The sequence below is a fragment of the Paenibacillus glucanolyticus NBRC 15330 genome (genome assembly GCF_004000885.1).
GTDB classification, from domain to species: Bacteria; Bacillota; Bacilli; order Paenibacillales; family Paenibacillaceae; genus Paenibacillus_AQ; species Paenibacillus_AQ glucanolyticus.
In genome coordinates, this window is the sequence record NZ_BIMC01000008.1 from 18389 (window position 1) to 38417 (window position 20029).

Sequence of the window (20029 nt, forward strand, 5' to 3'; positions counted from 1 at the left end):
CGAATATGATCGAATGGGCATAAGCGCGTATGGTCAATATTTTACACCTAACGGTTCATGATTCTCCGTGTTTATTGTTAACAGGTTACCGCATAATGGCTATACATCATACAACAAACTTAACGAAAAGGGGAGATCAAGGGATGAATCGAAAAAAATCTTCGGCGCTGCTTCAGCAGTTTCTTTTCGTGGGACCCTCCACTATTTTTTTCATCCTGATCATGATCATTCCATTCCTGCTGGGGCTTTATTATTCCTTCACGAACTGGAATGGCGTGTCAAGCAAAATCGACTGGGTCGGCTTTGATAACTTTGTTACCATTTTTACCAATGATGATAAATTCCGTGATGCCTTCTGGTTCACTACCCGATTTACGGTGCTGGGTGTCATCCTTACGAATCTGCTCGGATTTTTACTTGCGTATTTCCTGACCAAACCGCTAAAGACACGGAATGTGCTGCGGACGATTTTCTTTATGCCTAACGTAATCGGCGGCTTGCTGCTTGGTTTCATCTGGCAGTTTATTTTTGTAAAAGGGTTTGCCGCTATCGGTAATGCCACGAATCTTGGATTCTTCAACCTGCCATGGCTCGGAACAAAAGGAACTGCGTTCTGGGCAATTGTAATCGTTTTCGTATGGCAGACGGCGGGCTATCTGATGGTTATCTACATTTCCTCGCTCAACAACGTGCCCAAGGATATTCTGGAGGCTGCCGAGATTGATGGCGCAAGCAGAGGACAAGTGCTGCGATCGATCATTATACCACTGGTGATGCCAGCTGTTACCGTATGTTTGTTCCTGGCGATTTCCTGGTCATTCAAGATGTTTGACCTGAACCTTTCCCTAACGAAGGGCGGACCGTTTGGCTCTACGGAGTCGGTGGCCATGAATATTTACAACGAGGCATACACGAATAACCGTCTCGGACTCGGAACGGCGAAGGCGGTCATCTTCTTCATCGTGGTTGCCATCATCACGAGTCTGCAGGTTCGATTCACCAAGAGCAAGGAGGTTGAGGCTTAATGGAGACTATGAAAAAATACCGGCTGAACACCTTGGCCACCGAGATCATTATGATCATCGTGGCACTGCTCTTCCTGGTCCCGTTCTACTTCCTGTTTGTGAACTCCGTCAAAACCTTTGGCGAGTTGTTGACGGATTCCGCGGGTCTTCCGACCGCGTTTGAATGGAGTAACTATTCACGGGCATGGAACATTACTAACTTTCCGCTGGCCTTCTGGAACTCGCTGGTCGTTACGGTTGTAAGCAACCTGCTGCTGGCGATGTTAAGCGCGATGACTGCGTATCAAATGGTGCGCCGCAACACGCGTTTTAATCAGCTCATGTTTGCCTTGTTTGTTGCAGCCATGGTTATTCCATTCCAGTCGATCATGATCCCGCTCGTGAAAGTGACGGCTACGCTCGGCATTAATAACAGCTTGTACGGCTTGATTATCTGTTACCTTGGATTCGGGGTCCCGCTGAGTGTCTTCCTGTTCCATGGATTTGTGAAGTCGATCCCCGTAGAGATTGAAGAAGCCGCAACGGTGGATGGAGCGAGCGGCTATGGGGTATTCTTCCGGGTTGTGTTTCCGTTGATGAAACCGATGTTTGTTACAGTCATCATTCTGAATACCTTGTGGATTTGGAATGACTACCTGCTTCCATCCCTGATTCTGCAGTCCGCGGAGCTCCGGACCATTCCGATTGCTACTTTCGCATTTTTTGGGCAATATACAAAGCAGTGGGATTTGGCGCTTCCGGCGCTTGTGCTGGGGATCATGCCGGTCATTATCTTCTTCCTGGCTATGCAGAAATACATCATTGAGGGAATCACGCAGGGAGCGGTGAAGGGATAAGCGGGAGTCAATCGGTCAATTCCTTCCCCCTGATAGATCAATATAATACCTGATCTTACGAAAAAAGGTTGATTATACTGAAAAAGTAAACGCTATCATCAAGCGATGTAAACCAATTGATTAGAGAAGACAAAAGGGAGGATTCACCAATGAAGAAATACAGTAAGCTGCTCCTGGTCATGGTTCTGGCTTTCTCCACGCTTCTTGCAGCGTGCGGAGGCAACAAAGAGGAGAATCAAGGCGCTGAAGGCGGAACTGAGGGTGGAACAAAAACGATTAAGATCTTCCAATTCAAAGTAGAAATAGCCGAGGCTCTGAACAAGCTGAAGGCCGAGTATGAGAAAGAGCATCCCGGCATCAAGCTGGACATTCAAACGGTTGGTGGCGGCTCCGACTATGGTGCAGCACTGAAGGCCAAATTCGCTTCTGGCGATGAGCCGGATATTTTCAACGTAGGCGGATATCGCGATCTTGAGACTTGGTTCGAGAACGTGGAAGACTTGTCAGATCAGCCGTGGGTGAAAGACGTTGTTGACGTGGCTAAAGAGCCGATGACCAAAGACGGCAAATTGTACGGTCAACCCATGACCATCGAGGGTTACGGGTTCATCTACAACAAAGATCTGTTTGAAAAAGCAGGAATCACCGAGCTTCCTAAGACCATTACCGAGCTTGAGGAAGCGGCTAAAAAACTGCAAGCGGCTGGCATTACTCCATTCGCCAATGGTTACCAGGAAACATGGATCTTGGCAAACCACTTGCTGAACATTCCGTTTGCGCATCAGCCAGATCCTAATGCTTTTGTTAAAGGATTGAATGAAGGTACGGAGAAGCTGGTAGGCAACGCGAAATTTGACGAATGGATGCGTCTGTTCGACCTGACGATTCAATATGGGCAGAAGAACCCGTTGACAACGGACTACAATACAGAGATCACAACCTTTGCCAGTGGCGAAGCAGCGATGACGCAGAACGGGAACTGGACGCAAGTGCAAATCGACGGAATCAACCCGGATCTGAACATTGGCCTTCTGCCAATGCCAATCAACGATAATGCGGAAGAGAACGATAAACTCCCAATCGGCGTGCCGAACAACTGGGTAGTGAACAATAAGTCCAAAGTGAAGGATGAAGCCAAAGAATTCTTGAACTGGCTCGTGACTTCCGAGACAGGTAAACGTTACATTACGGAAGAATTTAAATTCATTCCGGCACTGACAAGCATTGAAGCGAACAGCGAGACGCTTGGCGACCTGGGTAACGATGTGATGAAATACAGCCAAGAGAACAAAGCCCTCAGCTGGGAGTTCAATAAATTCCCGGATGGCGGCATGAATGAGTTTGGAAGCCAGATGCAGGGATACGTAGCTGGCAATGTGGACAAGAATCAATTGTTTGAAGGCATTCAGAAATCGTGGGAAAGCCTGAAAGCGAAGTAATAATGACGATGACCTTGTGTCATTGAGGGTTAAATCCATTGAAAAGGCGTTGCAGGGCTTAGCCCTGCAACGCCTTTTTTTGGTTTTTGGATGCGAAGAAAACTAAAATAAACGCGTCAAGGACAAGATTGCACCAATAGCGGCATATGAGGGAATGAAAATTAGAGTAACAATGGGGCTATTCCTGAGCCCGGGGCTAGGTTATTGAGCACAATGGCATGTGTAATCAAGTTTCATTCGAGCGAGCAGCATCTGATTAAGAATGAAGACCCTCGCATTGACTGACTGGCAGAGGATCATGCGTGCGCAGTAGTGGAAGTTAAAAAGCAGTCTACACTAACGGACTATCTGGTGGGTTAATCCATCACCTTGGTTTGCTTCCACGCTACGGTGCTATCTAGCAGGGCTTATTCCATCACCTTGGTTTGCTTCCATGCTACGGTGCTATCTAGCCGGGCTTATTCCATCCCTTTGGTTTGTTTCCACGCTACGGTGCTATCTAGCAGGGCTTATTCCATCACCTTGGTTTGCTTCCATGCTACGGTGCTATCTAGCCGGGCATATTCCATCACCTTGGTGTGCTTCCACACTACGGTGCTATCTAGCCGGGCATATTCCATCCCTTTGGTTTGTTTCCACGCTAACGGACCACCTAGCCGTTATTTCACCCTTTTGGGCTTTTTTTAAGCTCTAACGGACTCAGTAGCTGTTAATGTGTTGTTTTCCTCTTCAAACGCCGCTTTTTACCCGGAATAACGTCGCTTAGGTCCGCTAGAATTTCACGAGAGCCATTATTCACGAATTAACGTCTTCTTGGTCCGTTGCAGCTTACGTCTATCTAAGAGCTTAACAGCCAATGAGCATGGCCAGATCAGGTAGGGTGGAAGCGCGGGGAGCTACCACCAACCAAGTCATCAAGTGGCATTGTTAATAATGATTTCGAATCAGTAAATAAATAATTAAACCAACAACGGGGAAGAACAGTAATCCGAGCACAACAAGGAGCGCAAACTCCGGGCTGCGGCCTTTCCGCCGGGCATCGTTGTAACCCCATACGCAGATGACAATGTGAAGAACGAAGAATAATAACATTACCAGCATAGCTCCGATACCGAATATGCCGACACCAGCAACACTGCTCATATGAATAACCTCCCAAAATTGAAAAAGTATGATCTACATACGAGTGTCAGGCAAAAGGGGTCGCATAAAATTACCCGCGATTCGAAATCCTGCCTTTTGATGATGAGGGTATCTGTATTGTATAAGAAGGCGGGTTTTTCACAAACTTATATAATTAGGATATTTCCTGAACCTATATAATAGAAGAATTCTGCAATACATAGATCACAACGCAATAGCCAATACATGGTATGATAAAGGATGATGTTATTTTAGAGTAAGTAAAATTCCTGATCGTTTTGAAATTATGCAGCTATCGTATAAGATAGTAATAATATCTATAAAGCAGGAAAAGACGGGAGACAACGATGAATCAACCGCTCTATGGCGTATGGTTAGGTGACGTATTCTTTTGTTTTTCCGGTGAGACTTCGGAGCCCAGAGTGGATGCATGGAGCCGCGTGGTCCGTACCTTTCACAGACCGGATGGAACCCGTCCCTTTGCTAACGCTTCCCTCCGGCTTGCCGAGCTCAGATATCCGTCCAAAGTCCTCGGATCGAAAAGCACGCGGCGTCCGGAACGGAAGACGCTTGGCGGACGGACAATGGAAGGGCTCGCACTCACACCGGGAGACGCATTTCAGATGCTTCTCTCACTGGACACCGAGTATTATCAGGCTCAGGGTCTGACTATCGGTGAAGAGATGGAGTATTGGGTACAAGCCAGCAGGTTTGCATTGGAGCTGCTCCTGCAAGGGAAGTTTGCACCGGGTACAGCGGAGGTGCCTTCAGCAGGAAGGCGCCGGACAACGATGCAGAATATAAAAGCAGTATGGAAGCCGCAGTTGTCTGCGGAGGATACTTCGCGCTTTTTGTTGCTTGCGGCGAATATTCCGCCCATCGGGATTGGGACGCCAGCTGCTCTTGCCGGGAGCGATCCATCTACCCGGGAGGAAGCAGGGGCCATTGTGCTGTATTCCTTCCTGTGCGGAATCATCGACAGCCAGGCCAGAGTCGCTGTCCAGGATTCGGAGGATAAGCTGCGGACCTATCTGGCGAACTACCGGCGGGGACAATCTCCGCTGGCTGAGCTGTGGTGGAACGGTCTGCTGACGGTCAGCCGGGATATTCCCATTCAAGGCACGGCGGAGGAAGTCAGTGAACTGGAGGAAGCAGTAGAACGTGTTGGGGGAACGGTGTTCCCTTACCCTACAGGGGAGGGTCAGACTCCCGAGAACGGAACGTTCGCGCTTGGACTCCGGCTCGAGCCGCCGCTCGAAGACAGCCGGAAGGACTGGAAGGTTTCCTTCTGGGTACGCAGCCAGGAGGACGAAGGTTTATTAATGCCTGTTCGCAGCATCTGGGGGAACCCGGAGCCGGATCAAGTGATCCGCGGCCGTATGTATACTTCGATTCAGCTCCAGCTGTTAATGAAGCTGGGAGAAGCCGCAGAGCTGGCGCCTGAGCTGGCCGAAGGCTTGTATGGACACGCTCCGGATAGCGTAACACTTACGCTCGAGCGCTTGTCCACGTTTATGAAGGAGTCGGTTCCCAAGCTAACGGCAAGCGGTATCACGGTTCAAATGCCGTCTCGCTGGAGCCGGGAAGGCCGGCGCCGCGTCGGCTTATCTCTCAAAATGATGCCCGAGGCCAGGCTGCCTGGCGAAGCGCATCCCCTCCCTGTACTGGGCATGGAACATCTGGTCAGCTTTCAGATATCGGCGGCGATGGGAGGTCAATCCCTCACACGGGAAGAATTGAAGTCTCTTGCCGAACAGAATCTGCCTTATGTGGAGTTTCGCGGTGAATGGGTCGAGGTCGATCTGAAGGAAATCCATCAGGTGTTACGCTTCATGAAACGCCATGAGAAGGGCGAGATGGAGCTTGCAGAATGGATGCATCTTAGCGCAGATATGGATGGGGAACGCCTGTGGAAGGGCTTGTTCATCGAGGAAGTGGAGACGACAGGACTGCTCTCATCCTTGTTGGATGGAGATACGGTTCGCAAGCTGCCTTCCCGGCCGATTCCTTCCTCGCTGCACGGGGAATTAAGACCGTATCAGGAGCGGGGGTATCAGTGGCTTAGCGTGATGCGCGATTTGGGATTCGGGGTTTGCCTCGCGGATGATATGGGACTTGGAAAAACGGTTCAGGTCATTACCTGCCTGCTTGAGCGTCTTCAAACCGAATCCGCAGGCGGTCCGGTGCTGATCATATGTCCGACTTCGCTCTTGGGCAATTGGCAGCGGGAAATTCAGCGGTTCGCCCCCGGTCTCACCTTGCATGTGCACCATGGCGTCCGCCGTCTGCGCGGGGAAGACTTCCTGAAGGAGGCAGCTGATCATGATGTCGTGCTGACCACGTATCATTTGGCGGGCCGGGACGGCAGTGATTTATCCGCAATCCAGTGGTCGAGTGTGGTGCTTGATGAAGCTCAATATATTAAGAATTATCGTACGAAGCAGGCACAGAGTGTCATGAAATTGTCTGCACCTCATCGCATAGCGATGACGGGAACGCCGGTGGAAAATCGGTTGGCCGAACTGTGGTCCATATTCCATTTTCTCAATCCGGGGTATTTGGGATCGTTTAACAACTTTCGTCAGCGCTATGCGCCGGGCGAGGGACAGCAGGAGAAATTCCGTGAGCTTCACAAACTCGTTTCTCCATTTATGCTGCGCAGACTGAAAAGTGATCCGGATATTCGCAAGGATCTGCCGGAGAAGCTCGAATTGAAATCATATTGTCCGCTGACCGAGGTTCAGGGTGCGATGTATCAAGCGGTCGTCGATGACATGATGGGGCAGATCGAGAGCCGGACGGGCATGGCCCGCAAGGGGCTTGTGCTCTCATCCCTCACCAAGCTGAAGCAGATATGTGATCATCCGCAGCTGCTTCGACGGGATGAAGGCCGCGCGGTACGCGCAGAGTCCTCCGGCAAGATGGAACGCATGCTCGAGATTCTCGACAGCATATCAGATGTCGGCGAATCGGCGCTGATTTTTACCCAGTATGTTGGTATGGGGGAGCTGCTGGTCAGCATGCTAGGTCGCAAATACGGGAAACGACCGTATTTTCTTCATGGAGGGGTACCCAAACGCGAACGGGATGAGATGGTCCGGGCATTTCAGGCAGGCGAAGGGCCGGAGTTTTTTGTTCTGTCGCTGAAGGCCGGCGGTGTCGGTTTGAATTTGACCCGTGCGAATCATGTGCTCCACTATGATCGATGGTGGAACCCGGCGGTCGAGAATCAGGCAACGGACCGTGTATTCCGGATCGGTCAGCATCGCAATGTGCAGGTGCATAAGCTGATTTCTCAAGGAACGCTGGAGGAACGCATCGATGAACTGATTGAACAGAAGAAGGCATTGTCTGAACAGGTTGTCGGATCAGGAGAAACGTGGCTGACGGAAATGTCAGACGGCGAGCTCCGCCAGCTTATTGAGCTGCAGGAGCAGGATTGGATGTAACCTGGATTAAATAGAGCGTAATAATCAGCCTGTTGAAGTATAAGGATGGGCTGCAGGAGGTGTGGGCTATGGAACCGATAGGAGCATCCGAACCGATGGAGCTGGTGTTCGAACCAGGGCTGCTCAAGGGTAAGGTGAAGCGAGCCGAAGAATCACCAGATGACTGCGAAGTCAGCGTTCATGTAAAAATGCTGGACGCTGCTGCGCGTGAGGCGGTGCTGGCCTATCTTCAGGAAGACCCGCAGGCGCTGTACCGCCTGCTCGCAGGCAAAGGTGCCCCTTGGCTCGATGAGCTGGCACCTTCGCCATTGCCGGGCGCTGCGCTCGCCGCTGCTGCCGACTGCACCTGCGGCCAGTCGGTATGCGGGCACGCTGCGGCCTTGCTGGCTGCCGCAGCGTCGCACATCGCGGCAGAGCCGCTCCAGCAGCTGACGCTGCTGGGGCTGCCGCGGGAAGCGGTGCTGGCCGGCGTCTTCGCTGCCTGGGCCAAAGCAGCCCCGTCGGCAGGCGGCTCTGCCGCAGACACGGCCACGCGCGCGAAGGAGAAGGGACCGTCTGGCCCTTCTCCCGGCGAATGGGTGGCCGAAGCCGCGGCCGAGGGCCGGCTGCACCGACCCGGCCCGCAGCTTGGCGAGCTGGCGGTGCAGCTGTCACCACCGCCTCCGGCAGATCAGCTTGGCCCAGTCGGGGACTGGACAAGCTTGCTGCCCGGCGTCCGCGGCGCTTCCAAGGCGCTCGGCCTGATCGCCCGCGGGGCGGCCAAGCAAGCCGAGCAGAAGCGCAGAAGTTTGAGGTTGCCTTAGCTGGGGAATCCATCATAAATTTGGATGGGATTAGCTAAGGATGGCGCCGTAAAACGCGATAAGCTGCTGTATAACTGACATAATCGGAGTATATCCGCCATGATTCGCCAGCCGCTCGTTTGTCCCGCTGATTCCCGATAAGGTACAATGAGGTCAGGACAAACTGTGGGAAAGGAAGAAGCAGAGATGAATGCATTTTCGGGAAGAGGAATACGATTTACAAGCGTGATGCTGTCATCGCTGCTGTTGACAGGGGCCATTCTGGCGGGGTGTCAATCGGATGATGCGGGTTCCGGCAAGGAGCAGGGGCAGGAGCTGCAATCGCCTGCGGAAGGTCAGGAAGGAAATACGCTTCCTGAAGGCGGCTCGGGTGACGGAGAGACATCGCCTGAGAATCAGCCAGCAGATCCGGTGATGGCGAAGCGCAGCGAGAATGCACTCCAGGCCACCATTCAGGAGAGCAATGGCAAGCAAGTCGTAACGAATGCGGAGGCCGTGACGGTGGTTGTGAATAAACAGCGCAGCCTGCCGGATGGTTATGAACCCAGTGATCTCGTGGAGCCGAATGTTCCATTTTCTTTTGATGAGCCGCATGAGAAGCGGAACCTGAGAAAAGAAGCGGCGGATGCACTCGAAGAATTGTTCGATGCAGCCAAAGCGGACGGTATTGAGCTTCGCGCCGTATCAGGATACCGTTCTTATGACCGTCAGAAAACAATATATGAGAATAACGTTCGTACCAAAGGGGAGGCAGAGGCTAACCGTGTTAGCGCAGTGCCGGGTACGAGCGAGCATCAAACGGGTCTAACCATTGATGTGTCCAGTCCAAGCGCAGGCAATGCGCTGGAGGAAGCATTCGGACATACGGAGGAAGGCCAATGGCTGGCACGCCGCGCGCCTGAATTCGGATATATCATCCGATATCCGGACGGGGCCGAGGACATTACGGGCTATGTGTACGAGCCGTGGCATATTCGTTATGTTGGCAAGGACTTGGCGCCTGACATCGCCGATAGCGGCTTGACGCTGGAGGAATACTTCGATGAGGCGAACATTAAACTGTAAGCTGTGCTAATAGTCGTAGGATAAACGGGACTTTTTATCCTTGTCCCCCGCCCTGCAAATCTATAAAGTAGAACAGGACCTGAGGAAGGCCGGGCCATGTTCTTGTTACGTGAATGAATCCCGGAGCGGCTGCTCCGGGATTCATTCGTGTTGAGTGGAATTTAACGGCTATTTATTCAGTGGCGAGTCTTCGTAACCAGGATCATCGTAACCGGTATCCTTCAGCTTGCCTATGATGTTCATATCCTCGATGGTTTTGCGAGTGGTTTCATCCCCATGTTCATGGAGAAAGATATAGAGGTTTATCGTTCGTTCATCGTATTCCTCCGCGGCGTCATCATGATCTGCTGATTTATAAGGGACAAAGGTGCGTTTAAAAGCGTACCGGTCACTGCTGCTGACCTCATGGAGCAGCCCCCGCAGCTTCGAAACCTCTTCATCATCCATATATACAACATATTCATTCGAATCGTTCGGCACATCCTGGATCAGGTTGTGATTGACTGAAACATAATAGGTCTTCTTATCGTTTGTCATAATAATATCCCTCCAGACTTCGGCAGCATGCGCTGCACGGAAATAGGGTGTGGCTAAGAGGCAAGTTGTATCCTTTAGGGTGCGGTGCATTTTTCTAATCATATACACGTTCAGGACGTGGATGAATCAAGAGAGAGGATTGGAAGGCCCTTCCTTTTTCACATGAGGCATGGAATTTGGTATGATAGTATAACCATGACGGCAGTATACTGGACGATAAGAGATCATATGATGGCTCGAGGTTCAGTCTGTGAACTGCAAAGAAACATGGGATAGCCCGGTTTATGGCTAACTACAAATCGTTTATAACCATAATGAAGAGATATGGCAATGAGCCGACGATTGTCGAAAGACTCGGGATATGCGAAAGAGGAGGATTTATGAATGAATATTTTGCAAAAGCTAAAAGATGGTGCCAATCGTGCAACTGAAAAAGCCCAGCACGTGGTGGAAGTGAATAAACTGAACAGCCAAATTGCGGAAATTGAACAACAGCGGAGTTCCTATTACTTGCAGATGGGTAAAGTTTTCTATGAAGGCTACCGCTTGCAGGATATGACCATCGCGGAAAAGGAAATGGTGGAGCTCGCCCAGACCTGCGATGGTTTGCAGGAACAAATCGAAGCGATCCGGAACCGGATTGCGGTGCTCAAGAATGAGCGTGTCTGCGAATGCGGCCGGGTCGTTGCGCTGGATGCCAATTTCTGTCCTTATTGCGGGAACAAGCTTGCTAATCTGATGAATCCGGAAGAATCGGCTCCGGAAGAACCTAAAGAGCAGCAGGAGCGCAAGAGCATGTTGTTTGATGATCATGAATATGCAGCTGCCGAAGAACAACAGGAACGGGAAGAGCTTCATTCCTATGAATACCGTCAGAATCCGGATCCATACGAGGTCGATTCGTATGAGCCGGAGCCAGAGCCGGAACATGATCGCGATCGTGGACGTGAGCTTGAGGATATCGAGTTGTCTGAACCGGAGGTAGATGGAGATCAGCTGCGCTTGGAGCAGGAAGAGCAGGAGAAGGAGCGCCGTCACTGGGAGGAGCTTGAGCGTGAGCGGGAGAGACAGCTGGAGCTTGATCGCAGGATACGCTTCTGGCAGGAGAATAACCAAAGTCAGGACTATGTAGGCGACGATGAGGAAACCCGCGATATGGTGAAATGTCAAATCTGCAGTGTCGACCTGCCAAAGGGCTCCAAATGGTGCCCGCGCTGCGGCGCTGAACAGATTTAAGATGTAGGGATCGGACGATCATGCCCTTGCGCGCGAGAGAAGACTTTTATATATGAATGAGCAAGCGTTCAAGCATCTATGGGAGGACTAATATTATGGAACAATTGCTGCATCATCTGCGCAATTTGGGATTTACGGAGATTGAATCGAAGATTATGGTGGACCTGGCCGAGTATGGGCCTGCGGGTGGTTATGAGGTCGCTAAACGCCTGGGAGCCTCGCGCTCTAACGTATATGCAGCCATGCAGCGCCTGGAGCGGCAGGGGGCACTGGAGCGTATGAGCGGAGAACCTGTTCGTTACCGTTCGCTGAAGCCGGAGGAATTGACGCGGATGATATCCGGGCGCGTGGAAGCATCACTGGCTTTTGTGGAGAAGAGCCTGCCGCGGGGCAGCGGAACGGCAGCTCCCTTCCTTAGCATGGAAGGCGACCAAGCCGTGCTGGATGTTCTAGCCCGGGAATTAAAGCGGGCCCAGCGAGAGATTGTAGTTGACGTATGGCGTGAGGAAGCCGCACTTCTGCGCGAACCGCTAGCTGAGGCCGAAGCGCGCGGAGTCAAGGTTCTGTGGGCCTGTGACGGACCTGACCAGGGGCTCTCTAGAACGCTGGCATGGTCAGGATGGAACGGCCTTGCGGAGCGCCGAGGGGGCGGCCGGAAATTTTCGTTTGTGGTAGACCGGCAATGGTGCATACTCGGCATGCGCGGAGGAGATTATGATACAGGGGCCGTGATCACGGAGCATCCGGTAATGGCAGAGCTGCTGCTGCATCATTTTACCCAGGAGATGGTCTTGTTCCAGCTTGAACAGGATATGGGCGAACAGCTGGAAGAGCGCTATGGAGATCATTTTGGCCTCATTCAAAGCCAGTATCTGAATGCAGAAGCAGACCTTGAATCCACGGAGGAGAGCATCACTTCGACACATTCGGATGTGTTGGAGGAACTGGAAGTGGACGCCACAGAAATCGTAGACGAAGCCAGCCGCAACACAGCCTGAGCAAAGGCCTGCGATATTCAGTTGACCAGAAGTGACTTTTCTCACAGATGGCTATCATATTTTATCATACAATGAAGTAGACATATTAGGATATGAACGCCGGGAAGGTTCTTGGCGTTTATTTGCTTAAGATTCGGTATGGGTTTTAGAATGAAGGTTGAGATGACAGGAGATCATGAGAGAGACGGATTTATTCGACAACCACGACAACCACGACAACCAAGAGAAGGGGGATGAATGAGCATGGAATGCATCGTTCATTTTACAGTCGGACACAAGGAAGGGCCTAAGAAGCTGCGGGGATTGATTTTTGTTGATAAAGGCAAGAGTCCTACAGGCCAGCAGCTGCTCGACATGTTTCATGAAATGGAATACCAGGTGGTGCCTGATCCCCATGACGAGCTGCTGTTTAGACCGGAGAATAGTGCCGAAACCTATACGTATATCCGGGTGAACGAGCTGGATCTGGGTCAAGAGCGGTATACGGAAGATCGCAATCTTAAGTCGCTTCTGAATGAGCTGCTCCCTAAACAAAGAACAGGTCTATAACTGCAAAATACGGGTCATTCATCATCAGTACCCCAACTAAATAGATCGGAAATCCCCCCTTCCGCGGCGTCCGCTGGGATTTATAAAATCCACTTGTTATAATGGATGTTACGGAAGGGGATGACGATGTTTATTTTTGTAGGAATTGTAGCGATTATAATTTATGGCTTATTGGTTTATTATATCGGGCGAAGCGTATGGAGCTGGATGAAACCCGGCCCCTCCCTTGCGCTCAAAATGGTGTATATTGCCGTGCTGACCGTGGTATCGACATCGTTTATATCCGGACGGTTTCTCGGTAACCTTACGGTGCTGAATATTATCGGCTCCTACTGGATGGCTATATTCTATGTGTTGATCGTTCTGCTACCGTTGATGCATATCACGTTATGGCTGCTGAGAATGACGGCCTTGCGGAGAGACGGCATGGAGAAGGTTGCTGGTTCCATCGTACTTTTGTTGATGGTCATTCTGATTGGCTTTGGCTCCTTTAATGCATATAGTCCAGTGGTGCGGGCTTACAACATTCACGTAGCCAAGGACGCCGGCGCACTTCAGCAGCTGAATATCGTCATGGCATCCGACATGCACTTCGGCGTACTGTCAGGCAAGGCCCATGCCGAGCGAATGGTGAAGGAAATCAATGACCTGAAGCCCGATATGGTGTTATTCCCGGGCGATATTATTGATGACGATCTGGATGCGTACTTGCACCAAGGCATTGATCAGATTCTGACTGGCATCCAGGCACCTTACGGTGTGTATGCATCGCTAGGGAACCATGATCGCTTCGAAGGGGAAATTCCGGAGTTGATCGAGGCGCTTGAACAGAGTGGCATGACCGTATTGTATGATGAGAAGCAGACGGTGGAGGGCATAACGCTTGTAGGCAGGCGTGACAAACAGGATCAGGACCGAGCTGCGTTATCCTCGATCATGGAGGGTGCGGACTTGTCCAAGCCTGTCTTTCTGCTGGATCATCAGCCCAATGCGCTGGGCGAGGCTCAGGAGCAGGGCGTTGATTTGACCGTTTCCGGCCACACGCATCGCGGGCAAGTCTTCCCGGCACATTTGATTACCCAGGCCTTGTTCGAGAATGATTGGGGGTACCTGCAAAAAGGACAGATGCATTCCATCGTTTCTTCAGGCTATGGATTCTGGGGACCGCCGATTCGGCTGGGCTCTCGTTCCGAGATCGTACAGATCCATGTTACCTTTGAATAAATGACCGCAGCAGAAAAGCTGTTGAGGAAGCCGCCCGGGGGTGGCTTTTTCATTTGCAGGTTGCAGTTCAGGAAGCGTACGTTTTTAATTTCCGTAAATTTTCACTTTATTTTTTCATACGGAATGCGTTATACTTCATTCATTCGGAAATTCAACCATTCGGAAATTCAACATTTATACGTAAGCATTCTAAGATATTTGGATATCATACTTTTCTCGTATAGGTGCAGGAATAGGCCTGCATGTTTCTACCCGATCACCGGAAATGATTGGACTACGGGTTATGGCAGCAGCAGCGGACAAGCCAGGTCAATGGACCGGTTGGCTAACGGTGCGTTTTTGTTGCTTATGCCCACTTGTTTCTTTCCCGGCGTTTCGGTGAGAGGAGGAAGTGGGCTTTTCTTGCTTGGAATGTGAACAAAATTTAAGGGGGAGCATCATGCAATTACTGCAGAACAAAGTGAAAGAGGAAGGCATTGTATTAAGCGGACAGGTACTGAAGGTGGATTCGTTCCTGAATCACCAGATGGATCCGGTATTGATGAAAGAGGTTGGAAAGGAATTTACACGGTTGTTCAAGGAAGCGAATGTGACGCGTGTATTGACCATCGAATCCTCCGGCATCGCACCCGGCATTATGACCGCGCTTGAGATGGAAGTGCCTCTCATCTTTGCACGGAAGCAGAAGTCGCTGACGCTCCGTGAGGATATATTCGTGGAGAAAGTGTACTCCTTCACCAAGCAGGAAACGAATGAAATTACGGTAGCGAAGAAATTTATCAAGCCAGGCGATAAAGTGCTGATCGTGGACGATTTCCTTGCGAATGGCGAGGCGGCATTTGGACTTGCGCGCATCGTTGAGCAGGCGGGAGCTGAAGTGGCAGGCATCGGTATCGTCATCGAAAAAGCGTTCCAACCCGGAGGGCGATTGCTGGCTGAAGCGGGTTACCGGGTCGAATCGCTTGTACGTATTGCATCACTTGATGATGGTGTAGTGACATTCGCATAGAACCAAGCCAACAATTTATTGGGAGGAATTAAGAAGTCATGGAACAGCAGAAACAAGCGGTGCAAGATCCGATCTTTGATAAGAATCGGAATCCGGGTAAAACCTTTTCACTGGGTCTGCAGCATGTATTGGCAATGTACGCAGGGGCTATTATCGTACCGCTTATCGTTGGCGGGGCGCTCGGTTTAACGACGGAGCAGCTGACGTATTTGATCGCCATCGACCTGCTTGCATGCGGGGTGGCAACTCTGCTGCAGGTGTTCGGCAACAAGTATTTCGGCATCGGCTTGCCGGTCATGCTGGGCTGTGCCTTTCAGGCGGTGGGTCCGATGATCATTATCGGACAGCAGCACGGGATGTCGGCTATTTACGGAGCGATCATTGCTTCCGGTTTATTTGTAATTCTGTTCTCCGGTCTGTTTGGCAAGCTGATTAAGGTGTTTCCGCCTGTCGTTACAGGCTCTGTTGTAACCATCATTGGTTTGACGCTGATACCTGTTGCTTTGACGGATCTAGGGGGCGGTGCGAATGCCGGCGAAGAATTTGGCAGTATGCTGAACCTTAGCCTTGGCTTTGGGGTGCTGGTTTTCATTATTATTATGAACCGTTTTGCAAAAGGGTTCTGGCGTTCCATCTCCGTCCTCCTTGGTCTGATTATCGGTACCATTGCTGCTGCTATGTTCGGGGGCCTGGATCTGACGCCACTGCGTGAAGCGGGATGGTTCCGTGCTCCGCAGCCATTCTATTTTGGAACTCCGGAGTTTAAAATCGTTCCGATCGTAACGATGATTCTCGTGGCGATTGTCAGTGTGGCGGAATCCACGGGTGTATTTATGGCGCTTGGCAAAATCGTAGACCGAGATATTACCTCCAAAGATCTTTCGCGCGGTTACCGTGCAGAAGGAATCGCTATTGTGGTAGGTGGTATTTTCAACTCGTTCCCTTACACCACTTACTCTCAAAACGTTGGTTTGATCCAGATGAGTCGCGTGAAGACACGGGACGTGATTGTTGTAGCAGGCAGTCTGCTGATCCTGATCGGGTTTGTTCCGAAAATTGCGGCTTTGACTCAACTGGTACCTCCTTCTGTGCTCGGTGGGGCCATGGTTGCATTGTTCGGAATGGTTGTATCTTCCGGTATTCGCATGCTGGGGGATCAGGTTGACTTGAACCGTCATGAGAACCTGTTCATCATTGCTTGTTCTGTGGGTATGGGACTTGGCGTGACGACTGTACCGGATCTCTTCGCTAATTTGCCGGACAGCATCCGTATTCTTGCAGATAACGGCATTGTTGCAGGCAGCTTGACAGCAATCGTGCTGAACCTGATATTTAACGGGTTGAACTATACGAAGCCTACTCGTACAGAGCAAGGTGATACTGCGGAAGGGCATGCCGCATAAGGAGTGCCTGTGTAAGCAGCTGGATAACTCGGGTTTCAAAAAGAAGAAGGCAGAGCAAGATTCCATATCTTGCTCTGCCTTTTATTATGGACTGACGGGATCGCTGCACCGGCATTACAGATGGATAGCGACGGCGAGTCGCTATCCGTGATTCTCTTCAATATTACTCACGGTTATCTTGGTTATGGCCGTTACCCGGTGTTATGCGGACCCGTGGGTTTCTTTGAATGATGGGTTGGGGGCTATGGCTGCTCCGTGTCTGCATGAATGTAACTAATGTGATGGATTGTTGTGATCTGAATGTAATAAGTAACTAACACAATAGAATGCTGCTTGTTCTGCATAGTAACTAAAGTGATCGCTGCTGCATGAATAGTAACTAATGTGATAGTTGATGTCCCCTCGAATCAGGAGCTATTAGCTAACGGACCTCATATCCCTTATTTACAGGATATCGCCACTTCCTCAACTCTAACGGACACAGTAGTCGTTAAAGTGTCCATATGGGCTTGATATCCCCACCGTTAGTTGTCAAATAACGCTTCCAGGGTCCGTTACATCTCAAAACATGCTCGCTTTTTGAAAATAACGTCTACTAGGTCCGTTACGCCATATTTACCTATAGCACTAGCACGGATAAAGGGTGAACTGCACCCTTAAGAGGGTCAATTTAAAAAAAGTCCCGAACTTAAGAACAACTTCGCTCCAGCATACGGGTCGAATTCAGCCTGCTCTCTAACAGCGTTCCCAGCAGCGGTCCCGAACAACCAAAACGGCCTCGCTCCAGATGCAGGAGCGAGGCCGTTTTTTTGTTGTTCACATATGCAATAATGTATCCAGTCGTAATGGGAGCAGCTCACGTCAGATACGCTGCATTTGTTTCTCGGCAAAATTGCCGATCCAGGGCAGTTTGAACCATTTTCCCTGAATGGCGTTAGCCATAAGCACCAGCCACATCAGCACGCCAACCAGTGCGAGGAGGGCGGAAGCCAGGAGGCCGATGATGGGCACCGCGCTCGACAGCAGGTGGGCGACGGCAAGAATGCCGAAGGCCAGCAGGGACTGAAGGGCATGGAATATGACGTAACGGCTTCTTTTTTCTAATGAAAGAAACAGAATTCCTCCGACCATGGGAAGAAGATAACAGAGTGTTGCGGCCAGATTCTCGGGAAGCCCTGTGGACGATTTGAAAGGGGACATCTCATCAACTCCTTGTCTTAAAAACCGGTTCTGGGTAGGGCAAGCTTTATACCTTACCTTATGAAGCGATTGGACAAAGTATGATGGTTGTGCACCGATATTATTTCATTTTCAATTGCAGCAGATACTTCACGAGAGCATCCTGCTCCTCCTTGGTAAAACCGCTGCTTTCGTCCACCCAATATTCATGACCCTGACCCGTAATGTGGGTGTCCCTCAGCCGTGCATCTTTGCGGTTCGCTTCAATGACCTGCATTCTCAGCTTCCGGTCGATCAGGGCCTTCAGGCTGTTGTAAGGATCCGGCTGAATGCCTTTCATAACGCTTTCGGCTACTCCAATTTGTCCCAGCTCCGGGCCAACAGCCACTCCGCCATCATGCAAATACGGTGCAGACCAGCGCAGCCCTATCAGCCCCTTGACCTTATAACCGCCTCCGGATTGATGATGGCCGAAGCCCAGCTCGATCTGCTTCGGGTCGATTCCGTCCAGGGGAATCTTGACCCCCTTCGCATCCGAAGGGAGGGGTACGGGAGTGTTGGGAGGATAGAACTCTGCCTCGCCAAAAGCGTTTTGCGTGGTGTGGAAGGCTTTGGCCCTTGCAGGCTCAGTGCCGATTTCGACAGCAGGCAGAATCCGGTTATTCGTGAAAAAATCACCTGCATGGCAAGAGATGCACTGTACTTTTTTGAATACCTCCGCTCCGAGATGGATGGTCTTGGCATTGGTGGCTGCCGAAGAATCTGTGTCTGGCGGACGCACCGTATTCTGATAGGCAGACATGGCATTAACCTGCTCCCCGGCATGAAATCCGGGCGAACTGATGTACAGTCCATTGGGCGCAATTGCCGAAACCTTCGGGAAGTTCGGAATCTTGATTACTTCATTGACACCGGGGGTGCCGGGATTCGGGTCCAGCCGGTTGAAGAATTCGGTTGGCTTCAGCCCGCTCTTTGGGTCGTAACGGAACTTGCGATGAGCTGCATTTTGCAAAATGGTACCCACATAGATTTCCTTGTCGATCCCCCATAAAGGCTCGCTGATCTCGCTTTGGCTCAAGGTATCCGTATTCTGTGCATGCACATTGTTGCTGAAGGTGCTGAGCCCCTTGAAAGGGCCCGCAATAGCGAAGCCGCTCCAGCTGAACGGATGATCACCCTTCGTGAACATATCGGGAATTTGGGTCACATCGCTGATAAGATCAACGGTAGTATCGAAATTGCCGGGTGCCCATTTCATGAGATTGTCGTCAACCGCCTTTTCCAGTGCTGCTGGATCGGGCAGTGCCTCGGGTTTTCCTTTGGAATTGATGACGGTACGGTTCTCGTTCTTAATAAAATCCACGAGCTTCGTGACATCCGTATGGGTAAAATATGCCGAGCTGTTAGGTGCCAGCGCCAGCATGAAACCCAAGTTTAGATCAGAGTTCGGTGCGCCTTCCACCACCATTCCCGTCTCGCGGTTGACGGTAGCATGACAGGCCATGCAGGTGACTCCGATACGGGCTTTACCCTTGTCATATTTTACTTTGACACCGATCGGGGCATAAGCTCCTTTGGCTACATCAAAGCCAGTGTCAATCTTATCTCCCTTGCGGAAGGATTTGCCACCAATTGTAACATCCTGATCAAGCTCGATTTGTAAATTGTTCGTGCCCTTTCCCTTCAGCTCAGCGATAGCCTTGGCGATTTTGCCCAGTTTCATTGGGCCGTCAACAATCCCCAGAATATCGGTTAAGAATACCTCATTGCCAAAGGTCTCCTCATAAAGGGTGCGGCGCCCCAGAGCAATCATGTCTTTCGTTATTTCTATAGCTCCGTTAGCCGCGGATAAGCGAGGATCCTGGTCCTGAAGGGCAGAACCGGGAACCGTAAGTGTTTTGCCCCAGAGATCATACTGGCGAATGAAGCCCAGTTGCTGGGCCTGGAGCTGTGGTGCATTTTCCAACTTGTGTTCAGGCGGTACATAGGCGTATTCCGGCTTCCCGATATAAGCTGCAAGCCATAGGGCGCCCACGGCTATAATGGGGATAAGCAGCAGAACCCATTTCGATTTTCGCATGTGGTATCACCCTTTATGAGCAGGACTTGATGAACCATCTCTGTACACTGCCGG

The 20029-nt window shown here is 50.9% G+C and carries 17 protein-coding genes and 1 riboswitch; of the genes, 12 read left to right on the forward strand and 5 right to left on the reverse strand.

Translation table 11 applies throughout. The features are described from left to right. Positions 1–143: 143 nt before the first annotated feature. The 3 genes from PGL02S_RS13695 (at position 144) to PGL02S_RS13705 (ending at position 3300) form a co-directional block, all read left to right on the forward strand. Positions 144–1025, forward strand: a complete 882-nt coding sequence (locus PGL02S_RS13695; RefSeq protein WP_006208059.1) for a carbohydrate ABC transporter permease — start codon at positions 144–146, stop codon at positions 1023–1025. After that, positions 1025–1861 (forward strand): carbohydrate ABC transporter permease, encoded by an 837-nt coding sequence (locus PGL02S_RS13700; RefSeq protein ID WP_006208060.1) that lies wholly within the window; start codon positions 1025–1027, stop codon positions 1859–1861. Before PGL02S_RS13695 ends, PGL02S_RS13700 begins: the two co-directional genes overlap by 1 nt. 149 nt (positions 1862–2010) lie before the next feature. Beyond that, positions 2011–3300 (forward strand): ABC transporter substrate-binding protein, encoded by a 1290-nt coding sequence (locus tag PGL02S_RS13705; RefSeq protein ID WP_006208061.1) that lies wholly within the window; start codon positions 2011–2013, stop codon positions 3298–3300. Positions 3301–4227: 927 nt separating this feature from the next. On the opposite strand, the gene PGL02S_RS13710 is transcribed toward PGL02S_RS13705, so the two are convergent. Next, entirely contained in the window at positions 4228–4443 is a 216-nt protein-coding gene (locus PGL02S_RS13710) for a hypothetical protein (RefSeq protein WP_006208063.1), read from the reverse strand. 347 nt (positions 4444–4790) lie between these two features. On the opposite strand from PGL02S_RS13710, the gene PGL02S_RS13715 reads away from it, so the two are divergent. The 3 genes from PGL02S_RS13715 (at position 4791) to PGL02S_RS13725 (ending at position 9760) form a co-directional block, all read left to right on the forward strand. Continuing rightward, entirely contained in the window at positions 4791–7892 is a 3102-nt protein-coding gene (locus PGL02S_RS13715; RefSeq protein ID WP_036643692.1) for a DEAD/DEAH box helicase, read from the forward strand. A 68-nt stretch (positions 7893–7960) separates the two neighbouring features. Further along, positions 7961–8695 carry a hypothetical protein gene (locus tag PGL02S_RS13720; RefSeq protein ID WP_036643690.1) on the forward strand — a complete coding sequence of 245 codons (735 nt, stop codon included), beginning with the start codon at positions 7961–7963 and terminating at the stop codon, positions 8693–8695. A 186-nt stretch (positions 8696–8881) separates the two neighbouring features. Then, the gene (locus PGL02S_RS13725; RefSeq protein WP_006208067.1) at positions 8882–9760 is read left to right on the forward strand and encodes a M15 family metallopeptidase; all 879 of its coding nucleotides are present in this window, start codon (positions 8882–8884) and stop codon (positions 9758–9760) included. Positions 9761–9928: 168 nt separating this feature from the next. On the opposite strand, the gene PGL02S_RS13730 is transcribed toward PGL02S_RS13725, so the two are convergent. Beyond that, positions 9929–10297 carry a hypothetical protein gene (locus PGL02S_RS13730; protein WP_006208068.1) on the reverse strand — a complete coding sequence of 123 codons (369 nt, stop codon included), beginning with the start codon at positions 10295–10297 and terminating at the stop codon, positions 9929–9931. 384 nt (positions 10298–10681) lie between these two features. On the opposite strand from PGL02S_RS13730, the gene PGL02S_RS13735 reads away from it, so the two are divergent. The 6 genes from PGL02S_RS13735 to PGL02S_RS13760 all read left to right on the forward strand — a co-directional run bounded on the left by PGL02S_RS13735 (position 10682) and on the right by PGL02S_RS13760 (position 16716). Then, positions 10682–11533 (forward strand): zinc ribbon domain-containing protein, encoded by an 852-nt coding sequence (locus PGL02S_RS13735; protein ID WP_036643688.1) that lies wholly within the window; start codon positions 10682–10684, stop codon positions 11531–11533. Positions 11534–11628: 95 nt separating this feature from the next. Next, complete coding sequence (locus PGL02S_RS13740; RefSeq protein WP_006208070.1) at positions 11629–12531, forward strand: TrmB family transcriptional regulator; 903 nt, start codon at positions 11629–11631, stop codon at positions 12529–12531. Positions 12532–12774: 243 nt separating this feature from the next. Beyond that, positions 12775–13080 (forward strand): hypothetical protein, encoded by a 306-nt coding sequence (locus PGL02S_RS13745; protein WP_370511138.1) that lies wholly within the window; start codon positions 12775–12777, stop codon positions 13078–13080. A gap of 126 nt (positions 13081–13206) precedes the next feature. Beyond that, complete coding sequence (locus tag PGL02S_RS13750) at positions 13207–14304, forward strand: metallophosphoesterase (protein ID WP_006208072.1); 1098 nt, start codon at positions 13207–13209, stop codon at positions 14302–14304. A 196-nt stretch (positions 14305–14500) separates the two neighbouring features. Then, positions 14501–14601: riboswitch (purine riboswitch) on the forward strand. Positions 14602–14743: 142 nt separating this feature from the next. Further along, positions 14744–15313, forward strand: coding sequence for a xanthine phosphoribosyltransferase (locus tag PGL02S_RS13755; RefSeq protein ID WP_006208073.1), 570 nt, complete (start codon positions 14744–14746; stop codon positions 15311–15313). Positions 15314–15351: 38 nt separating this feature from the next. Continuing rightward, entirely contained in the window at positions 15352–16716 is a 1365-nt protein-coding gene (locus PGL02S_RS13760) for a nucleobase:cation symporter-2 family protein (protein WP_036643683.1), read from the forward strand. A 688-nt stretch (positions 16717–17404) separates the two neighbouring features. Here the strand turns inward: PGL02S_RS13760 and PGL02S_RS28790 are convergent. From PGL02S_RS28790 to PGL02S_RS13770, 3 genes are all read right to left on the reverse strand, one after another. After that, positions 17405–17536 (reverse strand): hypothetical protein, encoded by a 132-nt coding sequence (locus PGL02S_RS28790; protein ID WP_006208077.1) that lies wholly within the window; start codon positions 17534–17536, stop codon positions 17405–17407. A 41-nt stretch (positions 17537–17577) separates the two neighbouring features. Next, on the reverse strand, positions 17578–17916 hold the full coding sequence (locus PGL02S_RS13765; protein WP_006208078.1) for a DUF4870 domain-containing protein: 339 nt from the start codon (positions 17914–17916) through the stop codon (positions 17578–17580). A gap of 100 nt (positions 17917–18016) precedes the next feature. Further along, positions 18017–19975: a hypothetical protein gene (locus PGL02S_RS13770; RefSeq protein WP_036643680.1), complete on the reverse strand. Its 1959-nt coding sequence runs from the start codon at positions 19973–19975 to the stop codon at positions 18017–18019. Positions 19976–20029: the final 54 nt, after the last annotated feature.

Bases quoted from the DNA above. Each gene is read 5' to 3' on its own strand.
- PGL02S_RS13695 (WP_006208059.1), top strand. From the start codon at position 144: ATGAATCGAAAAAAATCTTCGGCGCTGCTTCAGCAGTTTCTTTTCGTG.
- PGL02S_RS13700 (WP_006208060.1), top strand. From the start codon at position 1,025: ATGGAGACTATGAAAAAATACCGGCTGAACACCTTGGCCACCGAGATC.
- PGL02S_RS13705 (WP_006208061.1), top strand. From the start codon at position 2,011: ATGAAGAAATACAGTAAGCTGCTCCTGGTCATGGTTCTGGCTTTCTCC.
- PGL02S_RS13710 (WP_006208063.1), bottom strand. From the start codon at position 4,443: ATGAGCAGTGTTGCTGGTGTCGGCATATTCGGTATCGGAGCTATGCTG.
- PGL02S_RS13715 (WP_036643692.1), top strand. From the start codon at position 4,791: ATGAATCAACCGCTCTATGGCGTATGGTTAGGTGACGTATTCTTTTGT.
- PGL02S_RS13720 (WP_036643690.1), top strand. From the start codon at position 7,961: ATGGAACCGATAGGAGCATCCGAACCGATGGAGCTGGTGTTCGAACCA.
- PGL02S_RS13725 (WP_006208067.1), top strand. From the start codon at position 8,882: ATGAATGCATTTTCGGGAAGAGGAATACGATTTACAAGCGTGATGCTG.
- PGL02S_RS13730 (WP_006208068.1), bottom strand. From the start codon at position 10,297: ATGACAAACGATAAGAAGACCTATTATGTTTCAGTCAATCACAACCTG.
- PGL02S_RS13735 (WP_036643688.1), top strand. From the start codon at position 10,682: ATGAATATTTTGCAAAAGCTAAAAGATGGTGCCAATCGTGCAACTGAA.
- PGL02S_RS13740 (WP_006208070.1), top strand. From the start codon at position 11,629: ATGGAACAATTGCTGCATCATCTGCGCAATTTGGGATTTACGGAGATT.
- PGL02S_RS13745 (WP_370511138.1), top strand. From the start codon at position 12,775: ATGGAATGCATCGTTCATTTTACAGTCGGACACAAGGAAGGGCCTAAG.
- PGL02S_RS13750 (WP_006208072.1), top strand. From the start codon at position 13,207: ATGTTTATTTTTGTAGGAATTGTAGCGATTATAATTTATGGCTTATTG.
- PGL02S_RS13755 (WP_006208073.1), top strand. From the start codon at position 14,744: ATGCAATTACTGCAGAACAAAGTGAAAGAGGAAGGCATTGTATTAAGC.
- PGL02S_RS13760 (WP_036643683.1), top strand. From the start codon at position 15,352: ATGGAACAGCAGAAACAAGCGGTGCAAGATCCGATCTTTGATAAGAAT.
- PGL02S_RS13765 (WP_006208078.1), bottom strand. From the start codon at position 17,916: ATGTCCCCTTTCAAATCGTCCACAGGGCTTCCCGAGAATCTGGCCGCA.
- PGL02S_RS13770 (WP_036643680.1), bottom strand. From the start codon at position 19,975: ATGCGAAAATCGAAATGGGTTCTGCTGCTTATCCCCATTATAGCCGTG.